The 26,144-nt window shown below is 64.2% G+C and carries 21 protein-coding genes; 6 read left to right on the top strand and 15 right to left on the bottom strand.

From position 1 onward, the window contains the following. The gene (locus U9R80_RS01105) at nt 1–813 is read right to left on the bottom strand and encodes an HDOD domain-containing protein (protein ID WP_301838673.1); all 813 of its coding nucleotides are present in this window, start codon (nt 811–813) and stop codon (nt 1–3) included. Nucleotides 814–1,021: 208 nt separating this feature from the next. On the opposite strand from U9R80_RS01105, the gene U9R80_RS01100 reads away from it, so the two are divergent. Together U9R80_RS01100 and ilvD are read left to right on the top strand one after the other, a co-directional pair. Further along, nucleotides 1,022–2,218 (top strand): class I SAM-dependent rRNA methyltransferase, encoded by a 1,197-nt coding sequence (locus U9R80_RS01100; RefSeq protein ID WP_028943884.1) that lies wholly within the window; start codon nt 1,022–1,024, stop codon nt 2,216–2,218. A gap of 285 nt (nt 2,219–2,503) precedes the next feature. Further along, a complete protein-coding gene (ilvD, locus tag U9R80_RS01095; RefSeq protein ID WP_301838572.1) occupies nt 2,504–4,345 on the top strand; it encodes a dihydroxy-acid dehydratase in 1,842 nt (613 codons plus the stop codon). 411 nt (nt 4,346–4,756) lie between these two features. Here ilvD and U9R80_RS01090 read toward each other — a convergent pair whose 3' ends face one another. The 3 genes from U9R80_RS01090 to U9R80_RS01080 form a co-directional block, all read right to left on the bottom strand. Continuing rightward, on the bottom strand, nt 4,757–7,162 hold the full coding sequence (locus U9R80_RS01090; protein ID WP_301838573.1) for a TonB-dependent siderophore receptor: 2,406 nt from the start codon (nt 7,160–7,162) through the stop codon (nt 4,757–4,759). A 131-nt stretch (nt 7,163–7,293) separates the two neighbouring features. Further along, nucleotides 7,294–8,238 carry a FecR family protein gene (locus U9R80_RS01085; protein WP_301838574.1) on the bottom strand — a complete coding sequence of 315 codons (945 nt, stop codon included), beginning with the start codon at nt 8,236–8,238 and terminating at the stop codon, nt 7,294–7,296. Nucleotides 8,239–8,267: 29 nt separating this feature from the next. Beyond that, entirely contained in the window at nt 8,268–8,801 is a 534-nt protein-coding gene (locus U9R80_RS01080; protein WP_301838575.1) for an RNA polymerase sigma factor, read from the bottom strand. 230 nt (nt 8,802–9,031) lie between these two features. Between U9R80_RS01080 and U9R80_RS01075 the strand changes: the two genes are divergently transcribed. Next, a complete protein-coding gene (locus U9R80_RS01075) occupies nt 9,032–10,423 on the top strand; it encodes an L-cystine transporter (RefSeq protein WP_301838576.1) in 1,392 nt (463 codons plus the stop codon). Nucleotides 10,424–10,486: 63 nt separating this feature from the next. Here the strand turns inward: U9R80_RS01075 and U9R80_RS01070 are convergent, their stop codons facing one another. After that, nucleotides 10,487–11,005: a dihydrofolate reductase gene (locus U9R80_RS01070; RefSeq protein ID WP_301838577.1), complete on the bottom strand. Its 519-nt coding sequence runs from the start codon at nt 11,003–11,005 to the stop codon at nt 10,487–10,489. Nucleotides 11,006–11,068: 63 nt separating this feature from the next. On the opposite strand from U9R80_RS01070, the gene U9R80_RS01065 reads away from it, so the two are divergent. Both U9R80_RS01065 and U9R80_RS01060 read left to right on the top strand, forming a co-directional pair. Next, nucleotides 11,069–12,460, top strand: a complete 1,392-nt coding sequence (locus tag U9R80_RS01065; RefSeq protein WP_301838578.1) for a DUF2868 domain-containing protein — start codon at nt 11,069–11,071, stop codon at nt 12,458–12,460. Then, nucleotides 12,453–13,817 (top strand): GTPase/DUF3482 domain-containing protein, encoded by a 1,365-nt coding sequence (locus tag U9R80_RS01060; protein WP_301838580.1) that lies wholly within the window; start codon nt 12,453–12,455, stop codon nt 13,815–13,817. The genes U9R80_RS01065 and U9R80_RS01060 overlap by 8 nt, the downstream gene beginning before the upstream one ends. A gap of 57 nt (nt 13,818–13,874) precedes the next feature. On the opposite strand, the gene U9R80_RS01055 is transcribed toward U9R80_RS01060, so the two are convergent. The 7 genes from U9R80_RS01055 to U9R80_RS01025 form a co-directional block, all read right to left on the bottom strand. Further along, entirely contained in the window at nt 13,875–14,429 is a 555-nt protein-coding gene (locus U9R80_RS01055) for a phosphonate degradation HD-domain oxygenase (protein WP_301838582.1), read from the bottom strand. 10 nt (nt 14,430–14,439) lie between these two features. Next, nucleotides 14,440–15,567, bottom strand: a complete 1,128-nt coding sequence (locus U9R80_RS01050; RefSeq protein WP_301838585.1) for a TIGR03364 family FAD-dependent oxidoreductase — start codon at nt 15,565–15,567, stop codon at nt 14,440–14,442. Nucleotides 15,568–15,641: 74 nt separating this feature from the next. Then, nucleotides 15,642–16,667: a putative 2-aminoethylphosphonate ABC transporter substrate-binding protein gene (locus U9R80_RS01045; protein ID WP_301838587.1), complete on the bottom strand. Its 1,026-nt coding sequence runs from the start codon at nt 16,665–16,667 to the stop codon at nt 15,642–15,644. A 40-nt stretch (nt 16,668–16,707) separates the two neighbouring features. Continuing rightward, nucleotides 16,708–18,432: a putative 2-aminoethylphosphonate ABC transporter permease subunit gene (locus U9R80_RS01040; RefSeq protein ID WP_301838589.1), complete on the bottom strand. Its 1,725-nt coding sequence runs from the start codon at nt 18,430–18,432 to the stop codon at nt 16,708–16,710. A gap of 1 nt (nt 18,433) precedes the next feature. After that, entirely contained in the window at nt 18,434–19,498 is a 1,065-nt protein-coding gene (locus U9R80_RS01035; protein ID WP_301838590.1) for a putative 2-aminoethylphosphonate ABC transporter ATP-binding protein, read from the bottom strand. Nucleotides 19,499–19,702: 204 nt separating this feature from the next. After that, on the bottom strand, nt 19,703–20,572 hold the full coding sequence (locus U9R80_RS01030; RefSeq protein WP_301838591.1) for a LysR family transcriptional regulator: 870 nt from the start codon (nt 20,570–20,572) through the stop codon (nt 19,703–19,705). A gap of 11 nt (nt 20,573–20,583) precedes the next feature. After that, entirely contained in the window at nt 20,584–22,803 is a 2,220-nt protein-coding gene (locus U9R80_RS01025; RefSeq protein WP_301838592.1) for a heavy metal translocating P-type ATPase, read from the bottom strand. A gap of 82 nt (nt 22,804–22,885) precedes the next feature. Here U9R80_RS01025 and cadR point away from each other — a divergent pair, with 82 nt between their 5' ends. Beyond that, a complete protein-coding gene (gene cadR / locus U9R80_RS01020; protein ID WP_028943868.1) occupies nt 22,886–23,329 on the top strand; it encodes a Cd(II)/Pb(II)-responsive transcriptional regulator in 444 nt (147 codons plus the stop codon). 74 nt (nt 23,330–23,403) lie between these two features. Here cadR and U9R80_RS01015 read toward each other — a convergent pair whose 3' ends face one another. The 3 genes from U9R80_RS01015 to U9R80_RS01005 are packed head-to-tail and all read right to left on the bottom strand — an operon-like array spanning nt 23,404 to nt 26,029. Beyond that, nucleotides 23,404–24,375: a thymidylate synthase gene (locus tag U9R80_RS01015; RefSeq protein WP_301838595.1), complete on the bottom strand. Its 972-nt coding sequence runs from the start codon at nt 24,373–24,375 to the stop codon at nt 23,404–23,406. Between the two features lie 47 nt (nt 24,376–24,422). Next, nucleotides 24,423–25,232 carry a prolipoprotein diacylglyceryl transferase gene (gene lgt, locus U9R80_RS01010; protein ID WP_301838596.1) on the bottom strand — a complete coding sequence of 270 codons (810 nt, stop codon included), beginning with the start codon at nt 25,230–25,232 and terminating at the stop codon, nt 24,423–24,425. Nucleotides 25,233–25,246: 14 nt separating this feature from the next. Next, nucleotides 25,247–26,029: a sulfite exporter TauE/SafE family protein gene (locus U9R80_RS01005; RefSeq protein WP_301838597.1), complete on the bottom strand. Its 783-nt coding sequence runs from the start codon at nt 26,027–26,029 to the stop codon at nt 25,247–25,249. Nucleotides 26,030–26,144: the final 115 nt, after the last annotated feature.

Below are 26,144 nucleotides of genomic sequence, written 5' to 3'. Positions count from 1 at the left end.
TCAGTGGCCGCCCAGCTCGCGGATAGTCTGTTTGAGGTTCTCGAAGTCGTACTCCGACAAACCGATATAGTCGAGCACCAGCGGCCCGACGGTATTCCATTCATGGTCCACGTGCTGATTGCCCAGCACCCGGTACGACGCGCAGATGTGCTCGGCCATCTTCAGGATCGCCAGCAGGTTCTTGAGCTGGCTGTTGCGCGCCGAATCATCGCTGAACACCGCCAAGGCGTTGTGGTGGTTGGCGATGGCGTTGCTCAAGTGCTCCGGCAGGCGCCAGGACTTGGCGGTGTAGTAACCGACCACGGCGTGGTTGGTGTTGAACACCTGGTTCTCGGTATCCACCACACGCTGGTTGGGGCCGGCGCTGGCATAGGCGTCTTCGAGCACACTCATGTAGTCGGGGAAGCGCTTGAGCATCAGCGGCACGCCGCAGTCGTGGAACAGGCCCAGGGCATAGGCTTCGTCCACGGTCTGGGAGCCGATGCGCTTGGCCAGGGTCATGCAGGTCATGGCCACGTCCTGGGCGGTATCCCAGAAGCGGTTGAGGGTGACGATGGTTTCGTCGCTCATCTCGCCCTTGATCGACTGGGCGTTGATCAGGTTGATGATCGAGCGGCTGCCCAGCAGGTTCACCGCGCGCTGGATCGAAGCGATCTTGTTGCTCAAACCGTAGTAGGGCGAATTGACCAGTTTGAGCAAGGCGCCGGACAGGCCAGGGTCCTGGGAGATCAGTTTGGCGATCACCTCCAGGTCGGGATCGGGCATGTATTGCTCGAACTGCAGGTCAACCATGATCTGCGGTTGCGGCGGCACGCTGATACCTTGCAGGGCTTGCTGGATCTGTTCGGCGGAGAGTTCCTGGGACATATGTACACACTCGGGACTGAGGCGCGATTCTAACCCGATCGTCACGCCCGGTGGGCAAGCGAAAGGCGCGCGATGCCCTGCTATTTGTCGCGACGACGAATCTGCAGGACAGGCATCGGGTTATAATCCCGCTCTTTTTTCCCGGAGCGACGTCATGTCCCTGCCCAGCCTTCGTCTCAAAGCCAATGCCGACCGCCGCCTGCGCGCCGGCCACCTATGGGTCTACAGCAACGAAATCGACGTCGCCGCGACCCCGCTGCATGGCTTCAAGGCCGGTGACCAGGCGATCCTCGAAACCGCTGGCGGCAAGGCCCTGGGCATCGTCGCCATGAGCCCCAACAACCTGATCTGCGCACGTTTGCTGTCGCGCGACAGCAAGCTGGCCCTGGACAAATCGCTGCTGGTACACCGCATCAACGTCGCCCTGTCGCTGCGCGAGCGCCTGTTCGACAAGCCGTTCTACCGCCTGGTGTACGGTGACTCCGACCTGCTGCCGGGCCTGGTGGTCGACCGCTTCGGCGACATCCTGGTGGTGCAGCTGGCCTCGGCCACCATGGAACAGCACAAGGACGACGTCATCGCCGCCCTGGTCCAGGTGCTCAAGCCAACCGGCATCCTGTTCAAGAACGACTCGGCCGCCCGTGACGCCGAAGGCCTGAACCGCTACGTCGAAACCGTCTTCGGCCTGGTACCGGAGTGGGTCGCCCTGGAAGAGAACGGCGTCAAGTTCGAGGCGCCGGTCATGGAAGGCCAGAAGACCGGCTGGTTCTACGACCACCGCATGAACCGCGCGCGCCTGGCGCCCTACGTCAAGGGCAAGCGCGTCCTGGACCTGTTCAGCTACATCGGCGGCTGGGGCGTGCAGGCCGGTGCCTTCGGCGCCAGCGAAGTGTTCTGCGTCGATGCCTCCGGCTTTGCCCTGGATGGTGTCGAGCGCAATGCCGGGCTCAACGGCTTTGCCGAGAAGCTCACCTGCATCGAAGGCGATGTGTTTGAAGCCCTGAAGGAGCTCAAGGCCTCCGAAGAGCGCTTCGACGTGATCGTTGCCGACCCGCCCGCCTTCATCAAACGCAAGAAAGACCTGAAGAACGGTGAAGGCGCCTACCGCCGCCTGAACGAGCAGGCCATGCGCCTGCTGACCAAGGACGGCATCCTGGTCAGCGCATCGTGCTCGATGCACCTGCCCGAAGACGACCTGCAAAACATCCTGCTGACCAGCGCCCGCCACCTGGACCGCAACATCCAGCTGCTTGAACGCGGCGGCCAGGGCCCGGATCACCCGGTTCACCCGGCGATCCCGGAAACCCGTTATATCAAGAGCATTACCTGCCGTTTGTTGCCCAATAGCTGACCATTCGCGGGGCAAGCCCGCTCCTACCCGATAGGAGCAGGCTTGCCCCGCGATCAGCATAAAGCGGCCGACCATCCACAACGCCATTCCCAGAAGCCTTCAGCGGTGTAGAATCGGGCTATTCATCGCCAGTATCCCGGCGGGTTTATGAGCTCTGGCCGAGCGCACGGCGATCCCGCGGCGTCATCGGCTTCATCCGTACCAGCGGCCACCTGCCTTCGGTGCAAAGGACAAGAGAAGCTCACTTCCCCTTTTTGTTACCTGATTAGCCGCCAGGAGTGCTTCATGCCTGATTACCGCTCTAAAACGTCCACCCACGGTCGCAATATGGCCGGCGCACGTGCCCTGTGGCGCGCCACCGGGATGAAAGACGAAGATTTCAAGAAACCGATCATTGCCATCGCCAACTCGTTCACCCAGTTCGTCCCGGGCCATGTGCACCTGAAGGACCTGGGCCAGCTGGTAGCCCGCGAGATCGAACGCGCCGGTGGCGTGGCCAAGGAATTCAACACCATCGCGGTCGATGACGGCATCGCCATGGGCCACGACGGCATGCTCTATTCGCTGCCAAGCCGCGAGATCATCGCCGACTCGGTCGAGTACATGGTCAACGCCCACTGCGCCGACGCCATTGTCTGCATCTCCAACTGCGACAAGATCACCCCCGGCATGCTGATGGCCGCCCTGCGCCTGAACATTCCGGTGATCTTCGTCTCCGGCGGCCCGATGGAAGCCGGCAAGACCAAACTGGCCAGCCACGGCCTGGACCTGGTCGATGCCATGGTCATCGCCGCCGATGCCTCGGCCAGTGACGAGAAAGTCGCCGAGTACGAGCGCAGCGCCTGCCCGACTTGCGGTTCGTGCTCCGGCATGTTCACCGCCAACTCGATGAACTGCCTGACCGAAGCCCTGGGCCTGGCCCTGCCGGGCAACGGCTCGACCCTGGCCACCCACAGCGACCGCGAGCAGCTGTTCCTGAAGGCCGGCCGCACCATCGTCGAGCTGTGCAAGCGCTACTACGGCGAGAACGACCAGAGCGTCCTGCCGCGCAACATCGCCAACTTCAAGGCGTTCGAGAACGCCATGATGCTCGACATCGCCATGGGCGGTTCGACCAACACCATCCTGCACCTGCTGGCCGCTGCCCAAGAGGCGGAAATTGACTTCGACCTGCGCGATATCGATCGCCTGTCGCGCAAAGTGCCGCAGCTGTGCAAAGTCGCGCCGAACATCCAGAAGTACCACATGGAAGACGTCCACCGCGCTGGCGGCATCTTCAGCATCCTCGGTTCGCTGGCCCGTGGCGGCCTGCTGCACACCGACCTGCCGACCGTGCACAGCCCGAGCATGGAAGAAGCCATCGCCAAGTGGGACATCACCCAGACCGACGACGAAGCGGTCCACCACTTCTTCAAGGCAGGCCCGGCCGGCATCCCGACCCAGACCGCCTTCAGCCAGTCGACCCGCTGGGAAACCCTGGACGACGACCGTGAGAACGGCTGCATCCGCAGTGTCGAGCACGCCTACTCGCAAGAAGGCGGCCTGGCCGTGCTGTACGGCAACATCGCCCTGGACGGCTGCGTGGTGAAAACCGCAGGCGTCGATGAGTCGATCCATGTCTTCGAGGGCAACGCCAAGATCTTTGAAAGCCAGGACAGCGCCGTGCGCGGCATCCTCGCCGACGAAGTGAAGGAAGGTGACATCGTCATCATCCGCTACGAAGGCCCGAAAGGCGGCCCGGGCATGCAAGAGATGCTCTACCCGACCTCGTACCTCAAGTCCAAGGGCCTGGGTAAAGCCTGCGCCCTGCTCACCGACGGCCGCTTCTCGGGCGGCACCTCGGGCCTGTCCATCGGCCACGCTTCGCCAGAAGCCGCTGCCGGCGGCGCCATTGGTCTGGTACAGGACGGCGACAAAGTGCTGATCGACATCCCTAACCGTTCGATCAACCTGCTGGTCAGCGATGAAGAGCTGGCGGCACGCCGCGTCGAGCAGGACAAGAAAGGCTGGAAGCCGGTCGAGTCCCGCCCACGCAAAGTGACCACCGCCCTCAAGGCCTACGCCCTGCTGGCCACCAGCGCCGACAAGGGTGCAGTACGCAACAAAGCGATGCTCGATGGCCTGTAAGGCATCCTGGCAATAAAAAAACCGGCGCCTTGTGCGCCGGTTTTTTGTTTGAACACGTCCCGGGGCCGGGTCACTCGCAGCGGCTGGATGGCGACTGCCATGCAGTCGATCGCAGCCTCGTTCCTCGGCAGCGGCTACAACTTACAGGTCAGGCCCCTGTAGCCGCTGGCGACAGCCTGCGATCGGCCGCGCAGCGGTCGTAATGCGTTGGAGACGACTGCTGCGCGATTCGGTAGGAGCGGGCTTGCCCCGCGATATCGGTCTGGTTGTGAGATTGTCCCGCGGGACAAGCCCGCTCCCACAGCCCCTGTAGCCGCTGGCGACTGCCTGCGATCGGCCGCGCAGCGGTCGTAATGCGTTGGAGGCGACTGCTGCGCGATTCGGTAGGAGCGGGCTTGCCCGCGAAAGCCCTCAGTACTTGGCCCGCACCGTAAATGTCAGGTTGCGCGGCTCGCCATAGAAGTTCGACCCCCAGGCGCTGTCCACCCGCTCATAGTAAGTACGGTCAAACAAGTTGTTGGCCGTCAGCGTCGCCGACAGGTGCTTGTTGAACGCATACCCCACCTGGGCCGTGGCAATGCTGTAGCCGCCCTGCACGAAGTCCACGTCCCGCTTGTAGTAGGTAGCACTCACCGCCCGCACCCCGCCACCGACGCTGAAGTCCTTCAGCGGCCCATCGGCGAACTCGTAGCGCGTCCATAGATTAAAGTTGTGCTTGGGGGTGATGGTGGTGCCTTGGTTGGTGTCTTCGCCGCTCATCGACTTGAGCATGGTGAAGGCGTAGCCGGTGGTGATGCTCCAGTTGTCGGTGAGGTTGCCGCTCAGCTCGGTTTCCCAACCCTGGCTGCGGATCTTGCCTTGCGGTTCGTTGTACTGCGCGTTGTTCACCAGCTCTGCGCGGTTCTCGTCGTAGATGCGGAACAACGCCACGCTGCCATTGAAGCGGCCTTCATAGAACTCGCGCTTGAGGCCCAGTTCATACTGCTTGCCCTTGCGCGGGTCGATGGTCTCGCCGTCGGCATCGACTTCGGTCTGCGGCTTGAACACGCTGGTGTAGCTGGCATAGGCCGACAGCTCCGGTGTCAGCTTGGCGACCAGCGCTGCGTAAGGGATGACCTTGCGGTTGATGCTGGTGTCGGTGGTGGTGAAGTTGTTGAAGAAGGCGTTGGCGTTGTGCGCCTCGCTCTCGAACCAGGTCACCCGGCTGCCGAGGATCACGTCCAGCCAATCGGTGGCGCTGATCTTGGTGCGGGCATACAGGCCGTACTGGTGCGATTTCGACCAGTTGCCGTTGTCCATCTCGAACTTCTGCTTGGGGATGTTGATGCTGCCGGGGTCGAACACGTTGATGTCGAAGTATTCGCCGCCCCCGTAGGTGAAGTCCTTGTCCAGGTGCTGGTACTCGGCACCGGCGGTGAACTCATGGGTGCGGCCGAAAGCTTCCACCGGCAACGTGACGAAGCTGTCCACGCCCAGGGTCTTGATGTGGGTGTAGTAGGAATAGGCCACCGCCGAACTCGCGCCGGTGTCTCGGTCCACTGCGCCATCGGCCCAGGTGAAGTTGCGCGTCGGGGTTTCGGCGTCGCGGTAGGTCAGCGAGGTCTTGAACTGACCGCCGTTTTCCAGGGCATGGTCGACCTCGAAGAAGCTTTCCCAGACATGCTCGTCCAGCTCGTTCCATTTGGCATCGACAAAGGTCGAACGCTTCACGTCCAGCAACTTGCCGTCGGCATAGGCCGGCAGGCCGAACGCCGGGGTCGAGTGGTTGTGCTGGTAGGCGCCACCCAGCGACAGGGTGGTGTCCGGGGTCACGTCGTATTCCAGCCGGCCGTAGACCATCGGCCGCTCGTTCTGGGCGTAGTCGACGAAGGACTTGTTGTCTTCATAAGCGGTGACGAAGCGCCCGCGCAGGCTGCCATCGCTGTTAAGCGGGCCGGTGATATCCACTGTTGAGTGGTAGTGATCGTAATCGCCCGCCGACAGCTCGCCGCTCAAGGCGAACTGGCCCAGCGCACGCTTGCGCACCAGGTTGATGGTACCGCCGGGCTCACCCGCGCCCTGGTACAGGCCGGAAGGCCCGCGCAGCACTTCGACCCGGTCGAACATCGCCAGGTCGAAGCTGGTCATCAGGTCACCCTGGCCGGTAGCCTGGGAAACGCCGTCGACCTGAACCTGGTCGACAAGAAAGCCGCGCATGTAGACATCGTTGAGGCTGGAGCCGGAGTTGTAGGTCTTGATGGTGGCCCCGGTGACTTGGCGCATGGCGTCCTGCAGGCTGTTCATGTTCTGGTCATCCAGACGCTGGCGGGTGACCACCGAGACCGACTGGGGGATGTCCTTGAGCTTCTGTTCGCCCTTGCCGATGGTCACCGCACCTGTGGTGTAGGAGTGCGAGCCTTCGGTGGTAGCACCCAGTTGCTGGCCGGTGATGCTGGTCGCACCCAGTTGCAGGGCCTTGTCGCCGCCCAGGCGCTTTTCCAGCGTGACGCTGTCGCCATCGATGTAGGTGGCCGTAAGGCCCGTCCCCGCGAGCAACCGGGACAGTGCCTGGTCCTGTGGATAACTGCCGTTGAGCCCTTGGGAACGCAACCCCTGGGTCACCTCCGCACCGACCAGCACCTGCACCCGGGTGACGGCACTGAACGCGGCCAGCGCGGCGTCCAGCGACTGCGCCGGAATCTCGAAGCGATAGACCTGGGCCTGCGCGGCGGGTGCGGCCAAGACCGGCACAGCCTGCACGCCGCAGCCCAGGGCAATGGCCAGGCTCAGTAAGGTCGGCAAACCAGGCAGGCGCCGGGTGGCGGTGGTGTTTTCCATCGGTGGTGCTCCCCCAAAAACGTCGAAGTCGTCGAATCGCGCAGCACTGTCTGAGAGTGCTTATTATTTGCGCCTACGAGTTCAAGGACGTCATGCCTCGGGGAAACCCTGAAAATCTTTTGATTTTTTTTCTAACCTTCGCGCAACACCCGCAGGTACGGGGTGTACTGCTCGGCCCGCAGGCCCAGGGTGTGGATCAGGGCCTTGAGCACGGCGTGCGGCTTGTCGATTTCAAACACCCCCGAGACCTTGCGCTGGCGCAACGCATCGCCGAGCACCAGAGTCTGGCCGGGCCAATAGCGATTGAGTTCATCGACCACCTCGGCCAGCGGCTGCTGGCGAAACACCAATTGGCGCTGGCGCCAGGCAAATTCGGCGGCACCGTCGAAGCCATGCACCGCGCCCAGGCTCACGCCGCGGTATTCCACGGCGCCCCCCGGCTCCAGCAGCACCGATTGCCTGCTGTCGGCACTGACCTGGACCTTGCCCTGCGCCACCCGCACACGGGTCTGCTCGCCCTGCCGGGCCACGCTGAAGCGGGTGCCCACCACCTTGACCCAGCCGTCGCCGGAACGGATCACGAACGGCCGTGCAGGATCATGGCTGACATCGAACCAGGCCTCGCCACGCAGCAGGCGCACCCGCCGCTCGCCATCGCCCAGCTCGACCTGCACGGCGGTATCGGTGTTGAGCTGCAGTTGCGAGCCATCGGCCAGGGCGACGGTACGGGTTTCGCCCGTGGCGGTGGCATAGTCGGCGCGCCAGCGGTCCGGCCAGGGGCTGTAGGCCAGCAGGCCCACCATCAACAGCACTGCCGCCGCACTGGCCCAAACCCGAGCCCGCGGACGGTTCCAGCGCGCACGCTGGGCCTGGCGGATCTGCCGGGCCGGTTCGCGCAACGCGCCCAGCAAGCCCAGCACCTCGTCCCAGGCCTGCGCCTGGTCAGGGCCCTGGGCCAGCCAGGCAGCAAAGGCCTCGCGCTCACGGGCGCTGAGGTCCTCGGCCTGCAGGCGGTAGTACCAGCCACTGGCTTCAGCGAACAGGTCGTCGGCGTCCGTGGCACAAGGGTCGGTCATCGGGGTATCCGTAGCTGCTGGCGGCCGGTTCATCGAGACGGCCCCGACGTGTCACTGAGCAGCCGCGCCTTGATGAAGGCACGGCAGTCGATCAGCGCACGACGCAATTGGTATTCGACACTACGCGGGGAAATTTTCAGCCGTTCACCAATTTCCCGGTAGGAGCATTCGTCGACATGATAAAGCAGGAAGATATGCCGGGTCGCCTCGGGCAAGGACTCAATGGCCTCGTGCATCAACGCTTGCTCCTGCTGTGCCCACAACTGCTCTTCGGCGCCGGGTGCGTTGCAGGCCAGCGCCTCGCTCGGCTCGCCGCCGTCCAGGCGTTCGCGGCGGATCATCTGGCGCTGGTGATCGCGCACCAGGTTGCTGGCAATGGTGAAGAGGAAGGCGGGCAGGTTGTCGATCTTCTTGTCGGCCGGCAGCCGCGCCAGGCGCAGGAAGGACTCCTGGGTCAGATCGGCAGCCACCTGAGCGTTGCCGGTGCGTCGCGCAACAAAGGCTTCCAGCGCTTTCTTGTGCTCGGCAAACAACCGGGCAATCTGCGTATTCCACGAAGACACGGCACTTCCTGGCGGAGGGTCTCAAGGTGAGCGCACGCTAGCAGAAGATGCGATAAATTCGCAATTGATATCTATTTACGGCTAGGAGGCGTCTTATTTCGCGATTCGTTATTCCAAAAACAACTATCTAAATTCCATTTCGATATAAATTCGTTCGTTTTCATGCTGTTAGCATTTCCGTTCGCAATCGCACACAGAGGCGATGCCCCCGCTTTTTCTCTGGAGCTTCAATGAATTTGCCGCTGTCTCTCAATCTGCTGGCGTTCCTGGCGTTGCTGCTAGGCCTGGCGCAAACCCGTCATGGCAACTGGAGCCTGGCTAAAAAAGTCCTGGTCGGCCTGATCCTCGGCGTGCTTTTCGGTGGTGCCCTGCATGCCATCTATGGCGCCGGCAACCCGGTGCTCAAGGCCACCATCAGTTGGCTCGACCTGGTCGGCAACGGCTATGTGCAGTTGCTGCAAATGATCGTCATGCCGCTGATCTTCGCCTCGATCCTCAGCGCCGTGGCCCGCCTGCACAACGCCTCGTCACTGGGCAAGATCAGCTTCCTGACCATTGGTACCCTGCTGTTCACCACGGCCATTGCCGCGCTGATCGGTATCGGCCTGACCAACCTCTTCGGCCTCACCGCCGAGGGCCTAGTGGCCGGCACCGCCGAAACCGCGCGGATGCAGGCCATCCAGAGCGACTACGTGGGCAAGGTCGCCGACCTGAATATCCCGCAGTTGCTGCTGTCGTTCATCCCCAGCAACCCGGTGGGCGACCTGGCCCGGGCCAAGCCGACCTCGATCATCAGCGTGGTGATCTTCGCGGTGTTCCTCGGCATGGCCGCCCTGCAACTGCTCAAGGATGACGCCGACAAGGGCAACCGCGCCCTGGCCGCCATCGACACCCTGCAAGCCTGGGTGATGCGCCTGGTGCGCCTGGTGATGAAGCTCACCCCGTACGGCGTGCTGGCGTTGATGACCAAGGTAGTCGCCAGCTCCAACCTGGACGACATCCTCAAGCTCGGCAGTTTCGTGGTGGTGTCGTACATCGGTCTGGGCCTGATGTTCGTGGTGCACGGCGTGCTGCTGGCGATCAGCGGCGTCAATCCGCTGCGTTTCTTCCGCAAGGTCTGGCCGGTGCTGACGTTCGCCTTCACCAGCCGCTCCAGCGCCGCCAGCATTCCGCTGAGCATCGAGGCGCAAACCCGCCGCCTGGGCATTCCGCAGTCCATCGCAAGCTTCGCCGCCTCGTTCGGCGCGACGATTGGCCAGAACGGCTGTGCCGGCCTGTACCCGGCCATGCTGGCGGTGATGGTGGCCCCTGCCGTGGGCATCGACCCACTGGACCCACTGTGGATCGCCACCCTGGTGGCCATCGTGACCCTGAGTTCGGCCGGCGTGGCCGGTGTAGGTGGCGGTGCGACCTTTGCCGCGCTGATCGTGCTGCCGGCCATGGGCTTGCCGGTTGAGCTGGTGGCCCTGCTGATCTCGGTCGAGCCACTGATCGACATGGGCCGTACGGCGCTGAACGTGAACGGTTCGATGACGGCCGGGGCGATTACCAGCCAGATGCTGCAGCAGACTGACAAGACGCTGCTGGAGGCTCAGGAGCACGCGGAACTGACGCACTCCTGAACAATTCGCGGGGCAAGCCCGCTCCTACACAGGTAGGAGCGGGCTTGCCCCGCGATGCTTTTTTCAAACCCGCTCCCAAACCTCAAAGTGATACGCCGGCTTCCCCTCCTCAGCCGGATTCTCCCGCGTCGACGCCAACGCCCACTGCGCCGCATCGAACGCGGGAAACCACGCATCCCCTTCCGGGCTCAACTCGACCCGTGTCAGGTACAGCCGGTCTGCAAGACCGCGCTCGATCGCCTGGGTATAAAGCTGCGCCCCGCCAATCAGCATCAGCTCGTCGACGCCTTGCGCCAGTGCCCACTGTTCGGCGCGCACGATGGCCTCATCCAGCGACGCGAACACCTCGGCGCCTTCCAGCTGCAACCCGGGCTGGCGGCTGACGACCAGGTTCAGGCGCCCCGGCAGCGGACGGCCGAGGGAGTCCCAGGTCTTGCGCCCCATGATGATCGGCTTGCCCAGGGTCGTGGCCTTGAAGTACTTGAAATCCCCCGGCAGGTGCCAGGGCATGCTGTTGTCGATGCCGATCACGCGGTTCTCGGCGAGCGCCGCGATCAGACTTAGGGGAAGTGATGTTTTCATGCCGGCGAGGATAGCAAAGCCCGTTCTGCGATGCCTGGGTTATGCTTTGGGATCACTTGATCAATGGAAGACTGTGTGACTGCACTGACTGACCTGGACAAACGCTGGCTCACCGAAGCCGTGCGCCTGCGCGAAGAACATGCAGGCCCGCTGGAAGACCAGGAAGCCAATCGCCGCGCCCGTCAGCAGGGCGGCGACCTGCCAACGCGCATCGAGCAGCGCGCCCTGTGGCTGGCCGAACGCGACGGCTTGCGCAGCGCCCTGCTGCACTGGAAACAGGGCGCCCGCCTGGCGCTGGCACTGTTGCTGGTGCTGGCGGTGTTCAGTGGCGCCGGCCTGGCGCTGGCGGCCCTGGGCGACAGCCAGCGGCCGGTCAATGTGTTCTGGGCTCTGGGCAGCCTGCTCGGCCTGAACCTGCTGTTGCTGCTGGGCTGGGCACTGGGCTTTTTTCTGGCCGGTGAACAGGGCGCGACGCTGGGGCGGCTGTGGATGTGGCTTAGCGAAAAATTCGCCCGCGACGCCCAGGCCGCGCACCTGGCCCCTGCCCTGCTGGTGCTGCTGCAACGGCAAAAGCTCAACCGCTGGCTGCTCGGGCTGCTGGTGCATGGTCTGTGGCTGGTGGCCCTGAGCACGGCGCTGGTCATGCTGTTGATCCTGCTCGCCACCCGGCGCTACGGCTTTGTCTGGGAAACCACCATCCTTGGTGCCGATACGTTCGTCGGCCTGACCCAGGCACTGGGCTCGCTGCCTTCACTGCTGGGGTTCAGCGTCCCCGACGTCGAGATGATCCGCGCCAGCGGCGACAGCCAACCGGCCCTGGAACTGGCTCGCCAGGCCTGGGCAAGCTGGCTGCTCGGGGTGTTGCTGGTGTACGGCATTGTCCCGCGCCTGGTGTTGGCCGCCCTGTGCCTGTGGCGTTGGCGCAGCGGGCGTGACCGCCTGCAGCTGGACCTCAACCTGCCCGGCTACAGTCAGTTGCGCGAAGCCCTGATGCCCAGCAGCGAACGCCTGGGCGTCAACGATGCCGCGCCCGAAGCCTTGCCGCAGATTGTCCGCAGCGCAGGTGAAGAACACAGCGACGGGGCCCTGCTGGTGGGCCTGGAGCTGGACGATCAGCGCCCCTGGCCACCCGCCTTGCCGAAGTCGGTCAGCAATGCCGGCATCCTCGACAGTCGCGAGTCACGCAACAAACTGCTCGAACAACTCAGCCGCTTTCCACCGGCGCGCCTGGCCATTGCCTGTGACCCGCGGCGCTCCCCGGATCGAGGCAGCCTGGCGCTGCTCGCCGAGCTTGCGCGCAATGCCGGCGCCACACGCATCTGGTTATTGCAGGCGCTGCCCGGGCAGGCACTGGACGCCGACCGCCTGGGCGACTGGCACCAGGCACTGGAGCAACTTGGGCTGACGTATGCCGACAGCGCACCCTTGAACTGGCTGGAGCATGGCCATGACTAAGCCACTGAAGCTGGCCGTGGTCGGCCACACCAACGTCGGCAAAACCTCCCTGCTGCGCACCCTTACCCGCGACGTGGGCTTTGGCGAAGTCTCCCATCGCCCCAGCACCACCCGCCACGTCGAAGGCGCGCGCCTGTCGGTAGACGGCGAGCCCCTGCTGGAGCTCTACGACACCCCCGGCCTGGAAGATGCCATTGCCCTCCTCGACTATCTCGAGCGCCTGGAGCGTCCGGGCGAGCGTCTCGATGGCCCGGCCCGGCTGGAGCGTTTTCTTCAGGGCAGCGAGGCGCGCCAGCGTTTCGAGCAGGAAGCCAAGGTGCTGCGCCAGTTGCTGGCCAGCGACGCCGGCCTGTACGTGATCGATGCCCGTGAACCGGTGCTGGCCAAGTACCGGGATGAACTGGAGGTGCTCGCCGGTTGCGGCAAGCCGCTGTTGCCGGTGCTCAACTTCGTCGCCAGCAGCGACCACCGTGAGCCGGACTGGCGGGAGGCCTTGGCGCGCCTGGGCTTGCATGCCCTGGTACGTTTCGACAGCGTCGCCCCCCCGGAAGATGGCGAGCGACGCCTCTACGAAAGCCTGGCGCTGATGCTGGAAAAGTCCCGCCCGGCCCTGCAACGGCTGATCGACGACCAACAGGCACAACGCCTGGCCCGGCAGCTCAGTGCCAAGCGCCTGGTGGCCGAGCTGTTGCTCGATTGTGCCGCGTGCCGACGCAGCGTAGTCACCGAACCTGGCGCAGAAGCGGCGGCCATCGAAGCCTTGCGCAAGGACATTCGCCAGCGCGAACAACGCTGCGTCGAGTCCTTGCTCAAGCTCTATGCCTTTCGCAAGGACGACGCCAGCGCCAACGACCTTCCCTTGCTCAACGGGCGCTGGGGCGACGACCTGTTCAACCCCGAAACCCTAAAGTTGCTGGGTGTTCGCCTTGGCAGCGGCGTGGCCGCGGGTGCGGCGGCGGGTGCGGGTATCGACCTGCTGGTGGGTGGCATCACCCTCGGGGCGGCCGCACTGGCCGGTGCGATTGCCGGTGGCGCCCTGCAAACTGCGCGCAGCTATGGCTCACGGCTGCTTGGCAAGCTCAAGGGGCAGCGGGAGTTGACGGTGGATGACAGCGTATTGCGCCTGTTGGCCCTGCGCCAGCATCAGCTGATCCAGGCGCTGGACAGCCGCGGCCATGCGGCGATGGGGCAGATCACGTTGAGCGCACCCCAGGAACAGAGCTGGCGCGAGGGCACGTTGCCGGACGCCTTGAGCAAGGCGCGGGCGCATCCGCAATGGTCATCGCTCAACCCGGGGGCCAAGGTGAATCAGGTGGAACGTCAGGAGCAGATCGAGGCCTTGGTGCTGGAGCTTTAGACCCAATCGCGGGGCAAGCCCACTCCTGCCGCAGGAGCGGGCTTGCCCCGCGAAAACTCAATGCAACAGCCCCAGCGCCTTGCCCTTGAGCACGTCCAGGTCAATCACCGGCACATTCATCTCCTTGGCCAGTTCATCCCACTCGCGCATCCGCAGGCTCACCGCACATAGCGGATCGCGCTCGAAGGCATCGGCTTCTGCTTCGCTCATTACCCCGCCCTGGTACTCAAGGGTGCGCCGGCTGGCTTCGCTCAGGCGTTCGTAGTAACCGGGCTTGCGCAAGGTGAGGTAGCGCTTGGCCTCGACGTGGTACTGCACCAGGGTCGCCATGCGCTCACTGAAGCCACAGCGTCGCAAGTAGTTGGCACCCACCTGTTCATGGCTGACCACACCGTAGCCGCCCATGTCGCCTTCGGCACCGCCGCAGATATGGCCGATGTCATGGAAGAACGCCGCCAGCACCACCTCATCATCAAAACCTTCGTCCAGCGCCAGCTGGGCCGCCTGGGACATGTGCTCCAGCTGCGACACCGGCTCGCCGATGTAATCGTCATCGCCATGCTGCTGGTACAGGGCGAAGATTTCGCTGACAACCTGTTCGGCTGTTCTCATGGTTATCCCCTCAATCGGTTTCGTTCAGCAGTCGAGCGATATGCCGCTCGGCCAGGGCCGGGCCGACGCTCATGCCGACGCCGCTGTGCATCAGCGCCGCACTCACGCCCGGCGTCACCTGCAACAGCGAAAACGGCCCGGGACCGCCAGAACCATAGACGCCCTGCCAGCGTTCGACCACCTCGATCCGACCACCGAAGGTGTGTTCGGCCAGCTCGATCATCCAGGTGTCGACCTGCTCGGCATTGAAGGGCGAAACATCACTGCCATAGGCATGGGAGTCGCCGATGATCAGCTCGCCATGGGGCGTGGGGCTGACCAGCAGGTGAATGCCGTGCTCCATCAGGTGCGGGCTGTTTGCCTGCAGGTGCGCCTTGAGTGCCTGGGCCTGTGGCAGGTCGGCAAAGGCGCCGTAGTGAACACAGCTCAGGCCGGTCAGCAGCGCGTGCTGCAGGTCCAGCTTGAAGCGTGGCCGGGCGCGCAGCATCTGCAAGCGACACACCTGGGGTTGCAGCGTGGCGATGGGTTCGGCGAGCAGGGTCTGGTAGTCGTGGCCCGAGCAGACCACGATCTGGCTGGCACTGAAATCGCCAGCGGTGGTCGATACGCGACCGGGCTCGATGCCGCGCACCAGAGTGGAGAAGTGGAACTGCACATCCAGTTCCTGCTGCAGGAAACGGATCAGCGTCGGCAGGGCTTCGCGCGAGTACAACTGCTGGTCATCCAGGCCGCGCAGGGCCGCGCGGTGGTGGCGGAACTGGCCGCCGTACAGGTCATTGAGGGCCGCACCCGACAGCAGCTCGACCCTGTAGCCATGGGCCACGGCCCGCTCGGCGCAGAACGCTTCAAGCAGTTCCTGCTCAAGCGCGGTGCGGGCGAACAGCAGCGAGCCATTGCTCTTCAAATCGAAGCCGGCGTGGCGCGACCAGTGCGCCCAGATGCCCCGGCTGGCCTTGGCCAGTTCGAGCATCTCGCCCGGTGGCTGGCCGGTGACCAGGGCCTGGCCAAAGTTGCGCACCGAGGCGCCCAGCGGTGTGGCGGTGCGCTCGAATACCCGCACCTTGAGGCCACGGCGGGCGGCGGCGTAGGCGTGGGACAAACCGAGAATGCCGGCGCCGACGATCAGTAGATCGGTCATGTCGAAGTCCTTGAAAAAGATCGCGGGGCAAGCCCGCTCCTACCGCAGGAGCGGGCTTGCCCCGCGATTGGAAGTTACTGCTGCGCCACCTTCTCCGACTTGCCGTCATAGCGCTTGCGCCATTCGGCCAGGATGCTGTCGCGGTTCTGCGAGGCCCAGGCGAAGTCGTTCTTGATCAGGCGCTGCTCATAGTCGGCCGGCAGTTCGGTCTGCGGCTTGGCAATACCCGGCTGGGCGAGCACGGCGAAGTTTTCCTTGTACAGCTCCATCGCCGCCGGGCTTGCGGAGAAGTCGGCCAGGCGCTTGGCGGCGGCTTCATGCTTGCTGCCCTTGAGCACGGCAGTGGCTTCGATTTCCCAGCCCAGGCCCTCTTTTGGCAGGACGATGTCCAGCGGCGCGCCCTGGCGCTTGAGCTGCACGGCCGGGTACTCGAACGAGATACCGATCGGGAACTCGCCGGCTGCCGCCAACTTGCACGGCTTGGAGCCGGAGTGAACGTACTGGCCGATGTTCTGGTGCAGGTCGTCCATGTACTGCCAGCCCTGCTTCTCGCCGAAGGTCTGCAACCAGGCGCTGACATCCAGGAAGCCGGTGCCGGAGGACGCCGGGTTCGGCATGACGATCTTGCCCTTGTACTCGGGCTTGGTCAGGTCTTGCCAGCTCACAGGCTTGGTCAGGCCCTGCTTTTGCGCTTCGATGGTGTTGAAGCAGATGGTGGCGGCCCAGACGTCCATGCCGACCCAGGCCGGTGGGTTGGCGGCATCACGGTAGTTGCCGCCGATCTTGTCGAGGTCCTTGGGTGCATAGCTTTGCAGCATGCCCTGCTGGTCGAGGATCGCCAGGCTGGAAGCGGCCAGGCCCCATACGGCGTCGGCTTGCGGGCGGTCTTTCTCGGCCAGCAGCTTGGCGGTGATGATGCCGGTAGAGTCACGCACCCACTTGATTTCGATGTCCGGGTTGGCCTTCTCGAAGGCCTGCTTGTAGCTCTTGAGCTGTTCGGCTTCGAGCGCGGTGTAGACCGTCAGCTGGGTATCGGCGGCAGTGGCCTGCAGGCTGAACGCAGTGAGGACGGCAGCGGCAAGAGCAAGTGGCTTGAACATGATGCGGTTCCTTTGAACGGTACAGGGTTGGGTAAGGCAATCAGTTGCCCGGCGCGCGCTGGCGCCAGGCTTGGGAGCGTTGCAACAGGCCGCGCGAGGCCCAGGCTAGGAGCAGCGAAACGGTGGCACTGGTGAGCAGGATCAGGGTCGACATGGCCGCCGCACCGCCGACGTTGCCGGCATCGTCCATGTTCAGCACGGCGACGGCGGCCAGGATGGTGTCGGGGCTGTAGAGGAAGATCGCTGCCGATACCGTGGTCATCGCCGAGACGAACAGGTAGCGAATGATGTCCAGCAGCGCCGGCAGGCAGATCGGTACGGTGACCCGCAGAAAGTGCCGGTACAGCGGCGCCTTGAGCGATAGCGCGGCGGCCTCGAACTCGCCGTCGAGCTGGCGCAGGGCAGTGGTCGCGGTCATGTTGGCGGTGGTCAGGTAGTGGGCGATGGTGCACACCACCAGCAACGCCATGCTGCCGTAGAACACATGCAGGGGGTTGCTGGTCAGGTTGAAGAAGAACACGTAGCCCAGGCCCAGCACCAAGCCAGGTACTGCCATCGGCACGAAGCTGAGCAGGCGCAGCACCAGGTTCAGCGAGCGCTGGCCCTTGGTCTTTTCCATCAGGTAGGCGCCGGTGAAGATCACCGCACTGCCGATCAGCGCCGAGCACAGGGCCATGGTCAGGCTGTTCCGGTAGGCCAGCCAGCCACCGCCGGCGGTTTCGTCGAACTGGTAGTGCTTGAGCGACAACGTCATGTTGTAGGGCCAGAAGGTGACCAGCGATGAGTACACCGCCATGCCCACCACCAACAACAGCACCGCACAGACCATCACCACCACCGCCAGGAACCAGGCATCACGACGACGCGAGGGCTGCGGCTGGAACACCTGGGCACGGCCACTCATCGAATCGCCCTGGCGGCGACGCAGCCAGGCATCGACGGTGAAGCTCAGCAGCGCCGGCACCAGCAGGACCATGCCGATCAGGGCGCCGCGACCGAACTGTTGCTGGCCGACCACCGCCTTGTAGGCTTCCAGCGCCAGCACCTGATAGTCGCCACCCACGACCACCGGCACGCCGAAGTCGGTGATGGTCAGGGTGAACACCAGGCAGAAGGCCGCGAACACGGCCTGGCGGGTGGCCGGCCAGGTAATGCTGTGAAAGGCACGCCAAGGGCCTGCGCCCATGCTCGATGCGGCATCGAACAGACGCGCGTCGGCCAGCGACAGCGCCGAAAGCAGGATCATAAGCGCGTGGGGAAAGGTGTAGATGGCTTCGCCCAGGACAATGCCCCAGAAGCCATAGATGTTGTCGCTGAGCAGGCTGCGCAGCAGCCCCTGGTTGCCGAACAGATACACCAGGGCAATGGCCGGCAGCATCGACGGCGCCAGTAGCGGCAGCAGCGAGATACCGCGCCAGATGCGCTTGCCGGGGATCAGCGTACGCTGCAGCGCGTAGGCGAACAGGTACGCCAGCGGCACGACGATGGCTGCAACGCTGAGCGACACCTTCAGGCTGTTGCCCAGCAGCCAATGGAAGTTGGCGCTGGCAAACAGTTCACGCGCGGCCACCAGGCCGCCGCCCTGCCCGGCATCGCTGCTGAAACCGCGCCAGAAGATCGCCATCAACGGCATCAGCACGGCAACGGTGAGCAACAGCAGCAGCAGCCATTTGCCGCCGACCACGAACAGTCGATCACCCAGTGAGGCGCCGGAGCGCTGTGCTGCCTTCGCGTGAGCGATCGGCATGGTCATTGGCGCGGCCATCTCAGGCAAACACCTGCAGGCTGCGCGGCGGCAGGGCGACCCAGATGTCTTGGTTGCCCAGGCGCGGCATCGACTCGGGCGCCACTTCCGCCAGCAAGGCGTGCCCTGGCAGCTCATTGAATTCAAAGCTCATGCGGCAGCGGTTACCGAGGAAGGTGATCTCGCGCACCCGGGCCGGGAACAGGTTTTCTTCATGCACCGGCGGGTTGACGCTGATGGCCTCGGGGCGGCAGAACAAGCGACCGCTGCGGGCCTGGCCGGCACCGTCGGCCAGGCGCATGTTCAAGGCGCCAACCTGGGCATGGCTGTCGCTGTGACGCTGGAACGGGAGCCAGTTGCCCTGGCCGACGAATTCGGCCACGAACGGTGTGGCCGGCTTGTCGTAGATGTCCTGGGGCGTGGCGTACTGCTCGACCTGGCCGTTGTTCATCACGGCAATGCGGTCGGCCATCAGCATGGCCTCGTCCTGGTTGTGGGTGACCATCAAGGTGGTGATGCCGAGCTGGCGCTGCAGTTGGCGCAGCTCGGTGCACAGGTGCTCGCGAACCCGTGCATCGAGGGCCGACATCGGCTCGTCGAGCAGCAGCAGCGACGGCGCCGGCGCCAGGGCGCGGGCCAGGGCCACACGCTGTTGCTGACCGCCGGAAAGCTGGCCGGGGTATTTTTTCTCGCTGCCCGACAGGCCCACCAACTCCAGCATCTGCGCCACTCGCTGGCGCACCTCGTCACGACCGCTGCCGGCCAGGCCGTAGGCGATATTGGCCTCGACGGTCAGGTTGGGGAACAGCGCGTAGGACTGGAACAGGATGCCGTAGTCACGGGCCTGGGGCGGCAGGTCGGAAATGTCACGGTCGCCGATGTACAGGGTGCCGCGGTCCTGGCGCTCAAGGCCTGCGATGCAGCGCAGCAGCGTGGTCTTGCCGCAGCCGGACGGGCCGAGCAGGCACACCAGTTCACCGGCGGCGATGTCGAGGGAGACATCCTGCAGGGCGGTAAAGGCGCCGAAGCGCTTGTGGATACCGCGCACTTTCATCTGTGCGCCTGGGTTTGCGACCGGAGTGTTCATGGCAGGACCTCATCGAACGAATGAGGGCCATGCTAGGGAGGGAATGCGAAGGTTCTGTGGCTGGGAAGCAAAAGCTGCCGATAGTGGTATAGGCAGATTTAGGTGTAGGAGCGGGCTTGCCCCGCGATGCGATGTGGCTGAATGAATGCAATCGCGGGGCAAGCCCGCTCCCACAGCAAGCCCGTTCCTACAGCAAGCCCGTTTCTACAGTTCTACCGCTGACACTTCCTGGGCCAGTCCCAGGAAGGCTGCAGGCAATCGCGCCTGGCGCCGCTCCTTCAAGCAATACAGGTACTCGTGCATCACCGGCGCGTTCTCCAGTGCCAGCACCCGCAGCTCCGGGTTGTGCGGCACTTCATGGCGAGCAATCAGGCTGATGCCGATGTTGCGCAGCACTGCTTCGCGAATCGACTCACGGCTGCCGATCTCCAGCATCGACCCCACCTTGACGCCCGCCTGCTCCAGCATCTGCTCGGTCAGCTTGCGCGTGGTCGAGCCCTGCTCGCGCACCAGCAGGCAATGTCCGGCCAGGGCCGACAGCGGCAGCGATTCACGGCTGGCCAGTGGATGATTGCGGTGCACGGCGACCACCAGCGGGTCAGTCCCCAGCACCCGACGCACCAGGCGGGCGTCCTCAAGCAGTTGCGAGGAGGCGGCAAGGTCGACGCGATAGTCTTCCAGCAATTCCAGCACCTGCTGGGAGTTGCCGATTTCCACCGAGACCTCGACCTGCGGCAGGCGCTCGCGAAAGATCTTCACCAGGTCGAGGATGTAGTACGGCGCGGTGGCGGCGATGCGCAGGCTGCCCTGGCCCTGGCCGCTGTTGCGCAGGAAGAACTCGATATCGGCCTCCTGCTGCAGCAGCGCCTTGACCATCGGCAGCAGCCGCGCGCCGTCGTCGCTCAAGGTCAGGCGCCGGCCGCCGCGGTAGAACAGCTCCACGGCGTACTGGCTTTCCAGGTTGCGGATCTGGGTGGTGACCGTCGGTTGGCTGAGCCCGAGTTTCTTTGCCGCCAAAGTGATGCTGCCCAAGCGGGCAACCATGTAGAAGGCTTTCAACTCGGAACTCAACATACATCCTCGATTTACTTACGCAGCAGGCGCAGGCCGTTGAACACCACCAACAAGCTCACGCCCATGTCGGCGAACACCGCCATCCACATGGTTGCCATGCCGGCAAAGGTGATCGCCAGGAATATCGCCTTGATTCCCAACGCCAGCACAATGTTCTGGGTGAGGATCGCCGCACTGTGACGCGAGAGCCTGACGAAGGCCGGGATTTTGCGCAAGTCATCATCCATCAACGCCACGTCGGCGGTCTCGATGGCCGTGTCGGTACCGGCTGCCGCCATGGCAAAACCGATCTCGGCCCGGGCCAGCGCCGGGGCATCGTTGATACCGTCGCCGACCATGCCGACCCGATGACCCTGGGCATACAGCTCCTCGATGGTCTTGAGCTTGTCGGCGGGCAGCAAGTTGCCATGGGCCTGGTCAATCCCCACCTGGGCGGCGATGGCCTGGGCAGTGTGGGGATTGTCGCCGGTGAGCATGACAGTCTTGATACCCAGCTCATGCAACTCGGCAATTGCCTCGCGACTGCTCTCCTTCACGGTGTCGGCCACGGCGAACAACGCCAGCGGGCCGGACTTGTCGAGCAACAGCACGACGGTCTTGCCCTGACGCTCCAGGGCATCGAGTTGGGCTTCAAGCTGCGGTGAACACAGGCCCAGCTCTTCGACCAGACGATGGTTGCCCAGGTGATACAACTCGCCGTCGATTTCCCCGCGCACGCCACGGCCGGCCAGGGCTTCAAAAGCGGTCACCTCGCTGAAGGCCAGTTGCTGCTCGCCCGCGAACACGGCAATGGCGCGGGACACCGGGTGATCGGAGCGCTCGGCAAGGCTTGCCGCCAGTGCCTGGGCGCGGCCTTCAAACAGCGGGTCCAGCACCACATGGTCGGTTTGCACCGGCTTGCCATGGGTGATGGTGCCGGTCTTGTCCAGGGCCAGGAAGTCGAGCTTGCGCCCGCCTTCGAGGTATACCCCGCCCTTAACCAGGATGCCTTTGCGCGCGGCTGCGGCCAGGCCGCTGACGATGGTTACCGGGGTCGAAATCACCAGGGCGCACGGGCACGCCACCACCAGCAACACCAGGGCGCGGTAGATCCAGTCGAACCAGGCGCCAGCCATGAACAGCGGCGGAATCACGGCCACTGCCAGGGCCAGCGCAAACACGGCCGGGGTATAGATGCGCGAGAACTGATCGACGAAGCGCTGGGTCGGCGCCCGCGCACCCTGGGCCTCTTCCACTGCCTTGATGATCCGCGCCAGGGTCGATTGCCCGGCCGCTGCCGTCACCCGATATTCCAGGGCGCCGGCCTGGTTGATGGTACCGGCGAACACCTTGTCGCCCGGGCCCTTCTCCACCGGCAGGCTCTCGCCGGTGATGGGTGCCTGGTCGATGCTCGACTGACCGCTGACCACTTCGCCATCCAGGCCGATCCGCTCACCGGGGCGTACCCGTACCAGGGCACCGAGGGCTACCTGCTTGACCTCCAGCTCACGCCACTGGCCGTCGGCCTGCTGTACGGTGGCCATGTCCGGGCTCAACTGCATCAGGCCGCCGATGGCATTGCGGGCACGGTCCAGCGAGCGCGCCTCGATCAACTCGGCGAGGGTGAACAGCACCATCACCATGGCCGCCTCAGGCCACTGGCCGATCAGCACGGCACCGGTCACGGCGATGCTCATCAGCGCATTGATGTTGAGGTTGCGGTTCTTCAGGGCGATCCAGCCCTTTTTGTAGGTGCTCAGGCCACAGCTGAGAATGGCCACCAGGGCGAGTAGCGCCACCACCCAGTCGGGTGCCACCTCGGCGAAGTGAACGCCCTCGGCGGCCAGCGCAGCAACGCCGGCCAACGCCAGCGGCCACCAGTGCTTTTTAGCCGGGGCGGGGGCGGCGGCCGGTTCTTCACTGCTCTGGAGCAAGGGCTCGGCCTGCATGCCCAGCGAGGCGACGGCCTGTTCGATTTGCCGGGTGTCGGCATGGGTATGGCGCACCCCGAGGATGCGATTGATCAGGTTGAATTCCAGCTGCTCGACGCCTGCCAGCTTGCCCAGCTTGTTCTGGATCAGGGTCTGTTCGGTCGGGCAATCCATCGCCTCGATGCGAAAGCGGCTCAAGCGAGCATCGCTGCTGGCGGCCTCGCTCAACTGCACCAGGGCCGGTGCGGCGTCGTGGGAGCAGCAACTGTGGGCGTGCTTGGCGTGGTCATGGGGCGCTTTGGGGCTGACAGGCTGGTTCATGAGTTCATCCTTAAATGTCCTGTTGCCAAGTGAACACCCTGTAGCCACTATAGGGTCAAGCCACCTGTCGAGGTATTTGCAGATGAAGATCGGAGAACTGGCCAAGGCCACCGACTGCGCCGTGGAGACCATTCGCTACTACGAGCGGGAGAACCTGCTGCCGGAACCGGCACGCAGCGAGGGCAACTACCGGATGTACACCCAGGCCCATGTGGAGCGCCTGACCTTCATCCGCAACTGCCGCACCCTGGACATGACCCTGGAAGAAATCCGCAGCCTGCTGCGCCTGCGCGACAGCCCGGAAGATCAGTGCGAAAGCGTGAATGCGCTGATCGACGAGCATATCCAGCACGTCAAGGCGCGCATTGATGGGCTACAGGCCTTGCAGGCGCAACTGCTGGAACTGCGTCAGCACTGCCATCCGAAGGAGGTACAGTGCTCGATCCTGCAGCATCTTGAGGTCAATGGCGCTGTGACGGCCCCGGAAGCGGAGCATTCCCATGTAGGCCGCAGCCACGGCCATTGACCGTAGGAGCGGGCTTGCCCCGCGATGCGATGTGACTGGCAGATCGCAATCGCGGGGCAAGCCCGTTCCTACGTTCAGACCGCCATTGGCGCTGTCATTGGCGCGTGGTGCTCGTAGCCTTCCAGGCTGAAGTCGCTCGGCTCGATCTTCTCCAGCCACTCCGGCTGGTACACGCCGGTCTTGGCGAACTCCGGTACTCGATCACTGATCACCAGCTTCGGCGCTGCCAGCGGTTCGCGCTTGAGCTGCTCGTTGAGCATGTCCAGGTGGTTTTCGTACACGTGCGCATCACCGATGAAGTAGGTGAACCAGCGCGGCGTGTAGCCGGTCAGGCGGCCTACCAGCGACAGCAGCGCCGCGCCTTCTGTGAGGTTGAACGGTGTGCCCAGGCCCAGGTCGTTGGAGCGGATGTAGAGGGTCAGGGAGATTTCCCGGGTCTCGACGTTGGGGTGGAACTGGTACAGCAGGTGGCACGGCGGCAGGGCCATTTCGTCGAGCTGGGCGCAGTTCCAGCCGTGGAACAGGATACGGCGGCTGCCCGGGTCGTTGATGATGGTGTCGACGCACTGGCGGATCTGGTCGATGGCCTTGTACAGCACCACGAAGGCTTCGCCGTCTTCCTCGGCCTGGGCAATCTGCTGGAAGCCCTGGCTTTGGGCCAGCTCGATCGCAGCCGGGTTGCTCAGCGGGATGCGCTTGTAGGCCGGCCACTGGCGCCATTGCACGCCGTAGATCTCACCCAGGTCGTCATGGCCCTGGCGGAACGGGTTGGCCAGCCACTGGGCGTTTTCGTTGGCGTTCTGGTCCCAGACCTTGCAGCCCAGTTCGCGGAACTCGCCAGCGTTCTTCACGCCGCGCAGAAAGCCGACCATCTCGCCAATGGCCGACTTGAACGCCAGCTTGCGGGTGGTGATGGCCGGGAAGCCTTTCTGCAGGTCGAAGCGCAGCATGGCGCCCGGCAGGCTGATGGTACGGACACCGGTACGGTTACCCTGCAGGGTGCCGTTTTCGATCACATCGCGGACCAGATCTAGATACTGTTTCATGGCTTACCTGTAACAAAGACGGCAGGGGATCACCCTGCCGTGGAAAATCAAACGGCGGCCTTGGCCGTGGGTTTGCGGTTGTAGGCCCACCAGATCAGGCCGAGGCCGCCGAGAATCATCGGCACGCAAAGCAACTGACCCATGGTCAACCAGCCGAAGGCGATGTAGCCCAGCTGGGCATCGGGCACCCGCACAAACTCGACGATGAAGCGGAAGATGCCGTAGAACAGCGCGAACATGCCGGAAATGGCCATGGTCGGGCGCGGTTTACGCGAGTACAGCCAAAGGATCAGGAATAATGCCACACCTTCCAGGGCGAACTGGTACAGTTGCGACGGGTGACGCGGCAGTTGCGCCGGATCGCTGAACGGCGGGAAGACCATGGCCCACGGCACATCGGTAGCCTTGCCCCACAATTCGGCGTTGATGAAGTTGCCGATACGCCCGGCGCCCAGGCCGATCGGCACCAGCGGCGCGACAAAGTCCATCAGCTCGAAGAACGACTTGTTGTTGCGCTTGCCGAACCACAAGGCCGCCAGCATCACGCCGATGAAGCCGCCGTGGAACGACATGCCGCCCTTCCAGACCTCGAAGATCAGCGCCGGGTTGGCCAGGTACGCGTGCAGGTCATAGAACAGCACATAGCCCAATCGTCCGCCGACGATCACACCCATCGACAGCCAGAACACCAGGTCGGAGAGTTTCTCCCGGCTCCAGGTCGGATCGAAGCGGTTGAGCCTGCGCGACGCCAGCAGCCAGGCGCCGCCGATACCGATCAGGTACATCAGGCCGTACCAATGGATTTTCAGCGGACCCAGGGCGATGGCCACTGGATCGATCTGCGGGTAAGGCAGCATGGTGACTCCTCTCGTTAAAGCAAAAAGCTTAAGCCAACGCAGAACAGCAGCGCGGCGAACAGCCGTTTCAGCAGGCGCGGCGACAGCTTGTGCGCCAGTCGCGCGCCAAAGCGGGCAAAAAACATACTGGTCAGGGCAATCCCCAGCAGTGCGGGCAAGTACACGAAGCCCAGGCTATGGTCGGGCAGGTGCGGGTCGTGCCAGCCCAGCCAGATAAAGCTCAGGGCGCTGGCCACGGCAATCGGAAAACCGCAGGCCGAGGACGTCGCCACCGCTTGCTGCATGGGCAGGCTGCGCCAGGTCAGGAACGGCACGGTCAACGATCCACCGCCGATTCCGAAGATTGCCGAGGCCCAGCCGATCACACCGCCGGCGGCCGTCAGCCCGGGCTTGCCAGGAATGCCGCGACTGGCCTTGGGCTTGAGGTCCAGGGCCATCTGCGCGGCGATCACCAGGGCGAACACGCCGATGATTTTCTGCAGCATCGGGCCCTGGATTGCCGAGGCGGTCTTGGCGCCGATACCGGCACCGACCAGGATGCCCAGGGTCATCCAGACAAAAATCGGCCACTGCACCGCGCCTTTGCGATGGTGCTCGCGGATGGCATTGACCGAGGTAAAGACAATGGTCGCCAGGGAAGTTCCCACCGCCAGGTGGGTCAGCACCGAGGCATCGAAGCCCTGCAAGGTGAAACTGAACACCAGCACCGGCACGATGATGATGCCGCCGCCCACGCCGAACAGCCCGGCCAGCACGCCTGCACAGGCGCCCAGCAGCAGATAGAGCACGAATTCCATTGTCGCCCCCGTAAATTCAGTCCGGCATGGTAACGGAAGGTAGGCCTGTGGCTCTAGTGAAGACATGTGAAGACAATGGAACAGCGCGGACGCTATGGGTAGAGTGGGTGAAAAA

It is taken from the genome of Pseudomonas sp. JQ170C (genome assembly GCF_035581345.1).
Lineage (GTDB): Bacteria > Pseudomonadota > Gammaproteobacteria > Pseudomonadales > Pseudomonadaceae > Aquipseudomonas.
The sequence above is the reverse complement of the archived record's forward strand: the minus strand, read 5'-3'. Positions and strand labels throughout refer to the sequence as shown.

Bases quoted from the DNA above. Each gene is read 5' to 3' on its own strand.
- U9R80_RS01100 (WP_028943884.1), top strand. From the start codon at position 1,022: ATGTCCCTGCCCAGCCTTCGTCTCAAAGCCAATGCCGACCGCCGCCTG.
- ilvD (WP_301838572.1), top strand. From the start codon at position 2,504: ATGCCTGATTACCGCTCTAAAACGTCCACCCACGGTCGCAATATGGCC.
- U9R80_RS01090 (WP_301838573.1), bottom strand. From the start codon at position 7,162: ATGGAAAACACCACCGCCACCCGGCGCCTGCCTGGTTTGCCGACCTTA.
- U9R80_RS01085 (WP_301838574.1), bottom strand. From the start codon at position 8,238: ATGACCGACCCTTGTGCCACGGACGCCGACGACCTGTTCGCTGAAGCC.
- U9R80_RS01075 (WP_301838576.1), top strand. From the start codon at position 9,032: ATGAATTTGCCGCTGTCTCTCAATCTGCTGGCGTTCCTGGCGTTGCTG.
- U9R80_RS01070 (WP_301838577.1), bottom strand. From the start codon at position 11,005: ATGAAAACATCACTTCCCCTAAGTCTGATCGCGGCGCTCGCCGAGAAC.
- U9R80_RS01065 (WP_301838578.1), top strand. From the start codon at position 11,069: ATGGAAGACTGTGTGACTGCACTGACTGACCTGGACAAACGCTGGCTC.
- U9R80_RS01060 (WP_301838580.1), top strand. From the start codon at position 12,453: ATGACTAAGCCACTGAAGCTGGCCGTGGTCGGCCACACCAACGTCGGC.
- U9R80_RS01055 (WP_301838582.1), bottom strand. From the start codon at position 14,429: ATGAGAACAGCCGAACAGGTTGTCAGCGAAATCTTCGCCCTGTACCAG.
- U9R80_RS01050 (WP_301838585.1), bottom strand. From the start codon at position 15,567: ATGACCGATCTACTGATCGTCGGCGCCGGCATTCTCGGTTTGTCCCAC.
- U9R80_RS01045 (WP_301838587.1), bottom strand. From the start codon at position 16,667: ATGTTCAAGCCACTTGCTCTTGCCGCTGCCGTCCTCACTGCGTTCAGC.
- U9R80_RS01040 (WP_301838589.1), bottom strand. From the start codon at position 18,432: ATGGCCGCGCCAATGACCATGCCGATCGCTCACGCGAAGGCAGCACAG.
- U9R80_RS01035 (WP_301838590.1), bottom strand. From the start codon at position 19,498: ATGAACACTCCGGTCGCAAACCCAGGCGCACAGATGAAAGTGCGCGGT.
- U9R80_RS01030 (WP_301838591.1), bottom strand. From the start codon at position 20,572: ATGTTGAGTTCCGAGTTGAAAGCCTTCTACATGGTTGCCCGCTTGGGC.
- U9R80_RS01025 (WP_301838592.1), bottom strand. From the start codon at position 22,803: ATGAACCAGCCTGTCAGCCCCAAAGCGCCCCATGACCACGCCAAGCAC.
- cadR (WP_028943868.1), top strand. From the start codon at position 22,886: ATGAAGATCGGAGAACTGGCCAAGGCCACCGACTGCGCCGTGGAGACC.
- U9R80_RS01015 (WP_301838595.1), bottom strand. From the start codon at position 24,375: ATGAAACAGTATCTAGATCTGGTCCGCGATGTGATCGAAAACGGCACC.
- lgt (WP_301838596.1), bottom strand. From the start codon at position 25,232: ATGCTGCCTTACCCGCAGATCGATCCAGTGGCCATCGCCCTGGGTCCG.
- U9R80_RS01005 (WP_301838597.1), bottom strand. From the start codon at position 26,029: ATGGAATTCGTGCTCTATCTGCTGCTGGGCGCCTGTGCAGGCGTGCTG.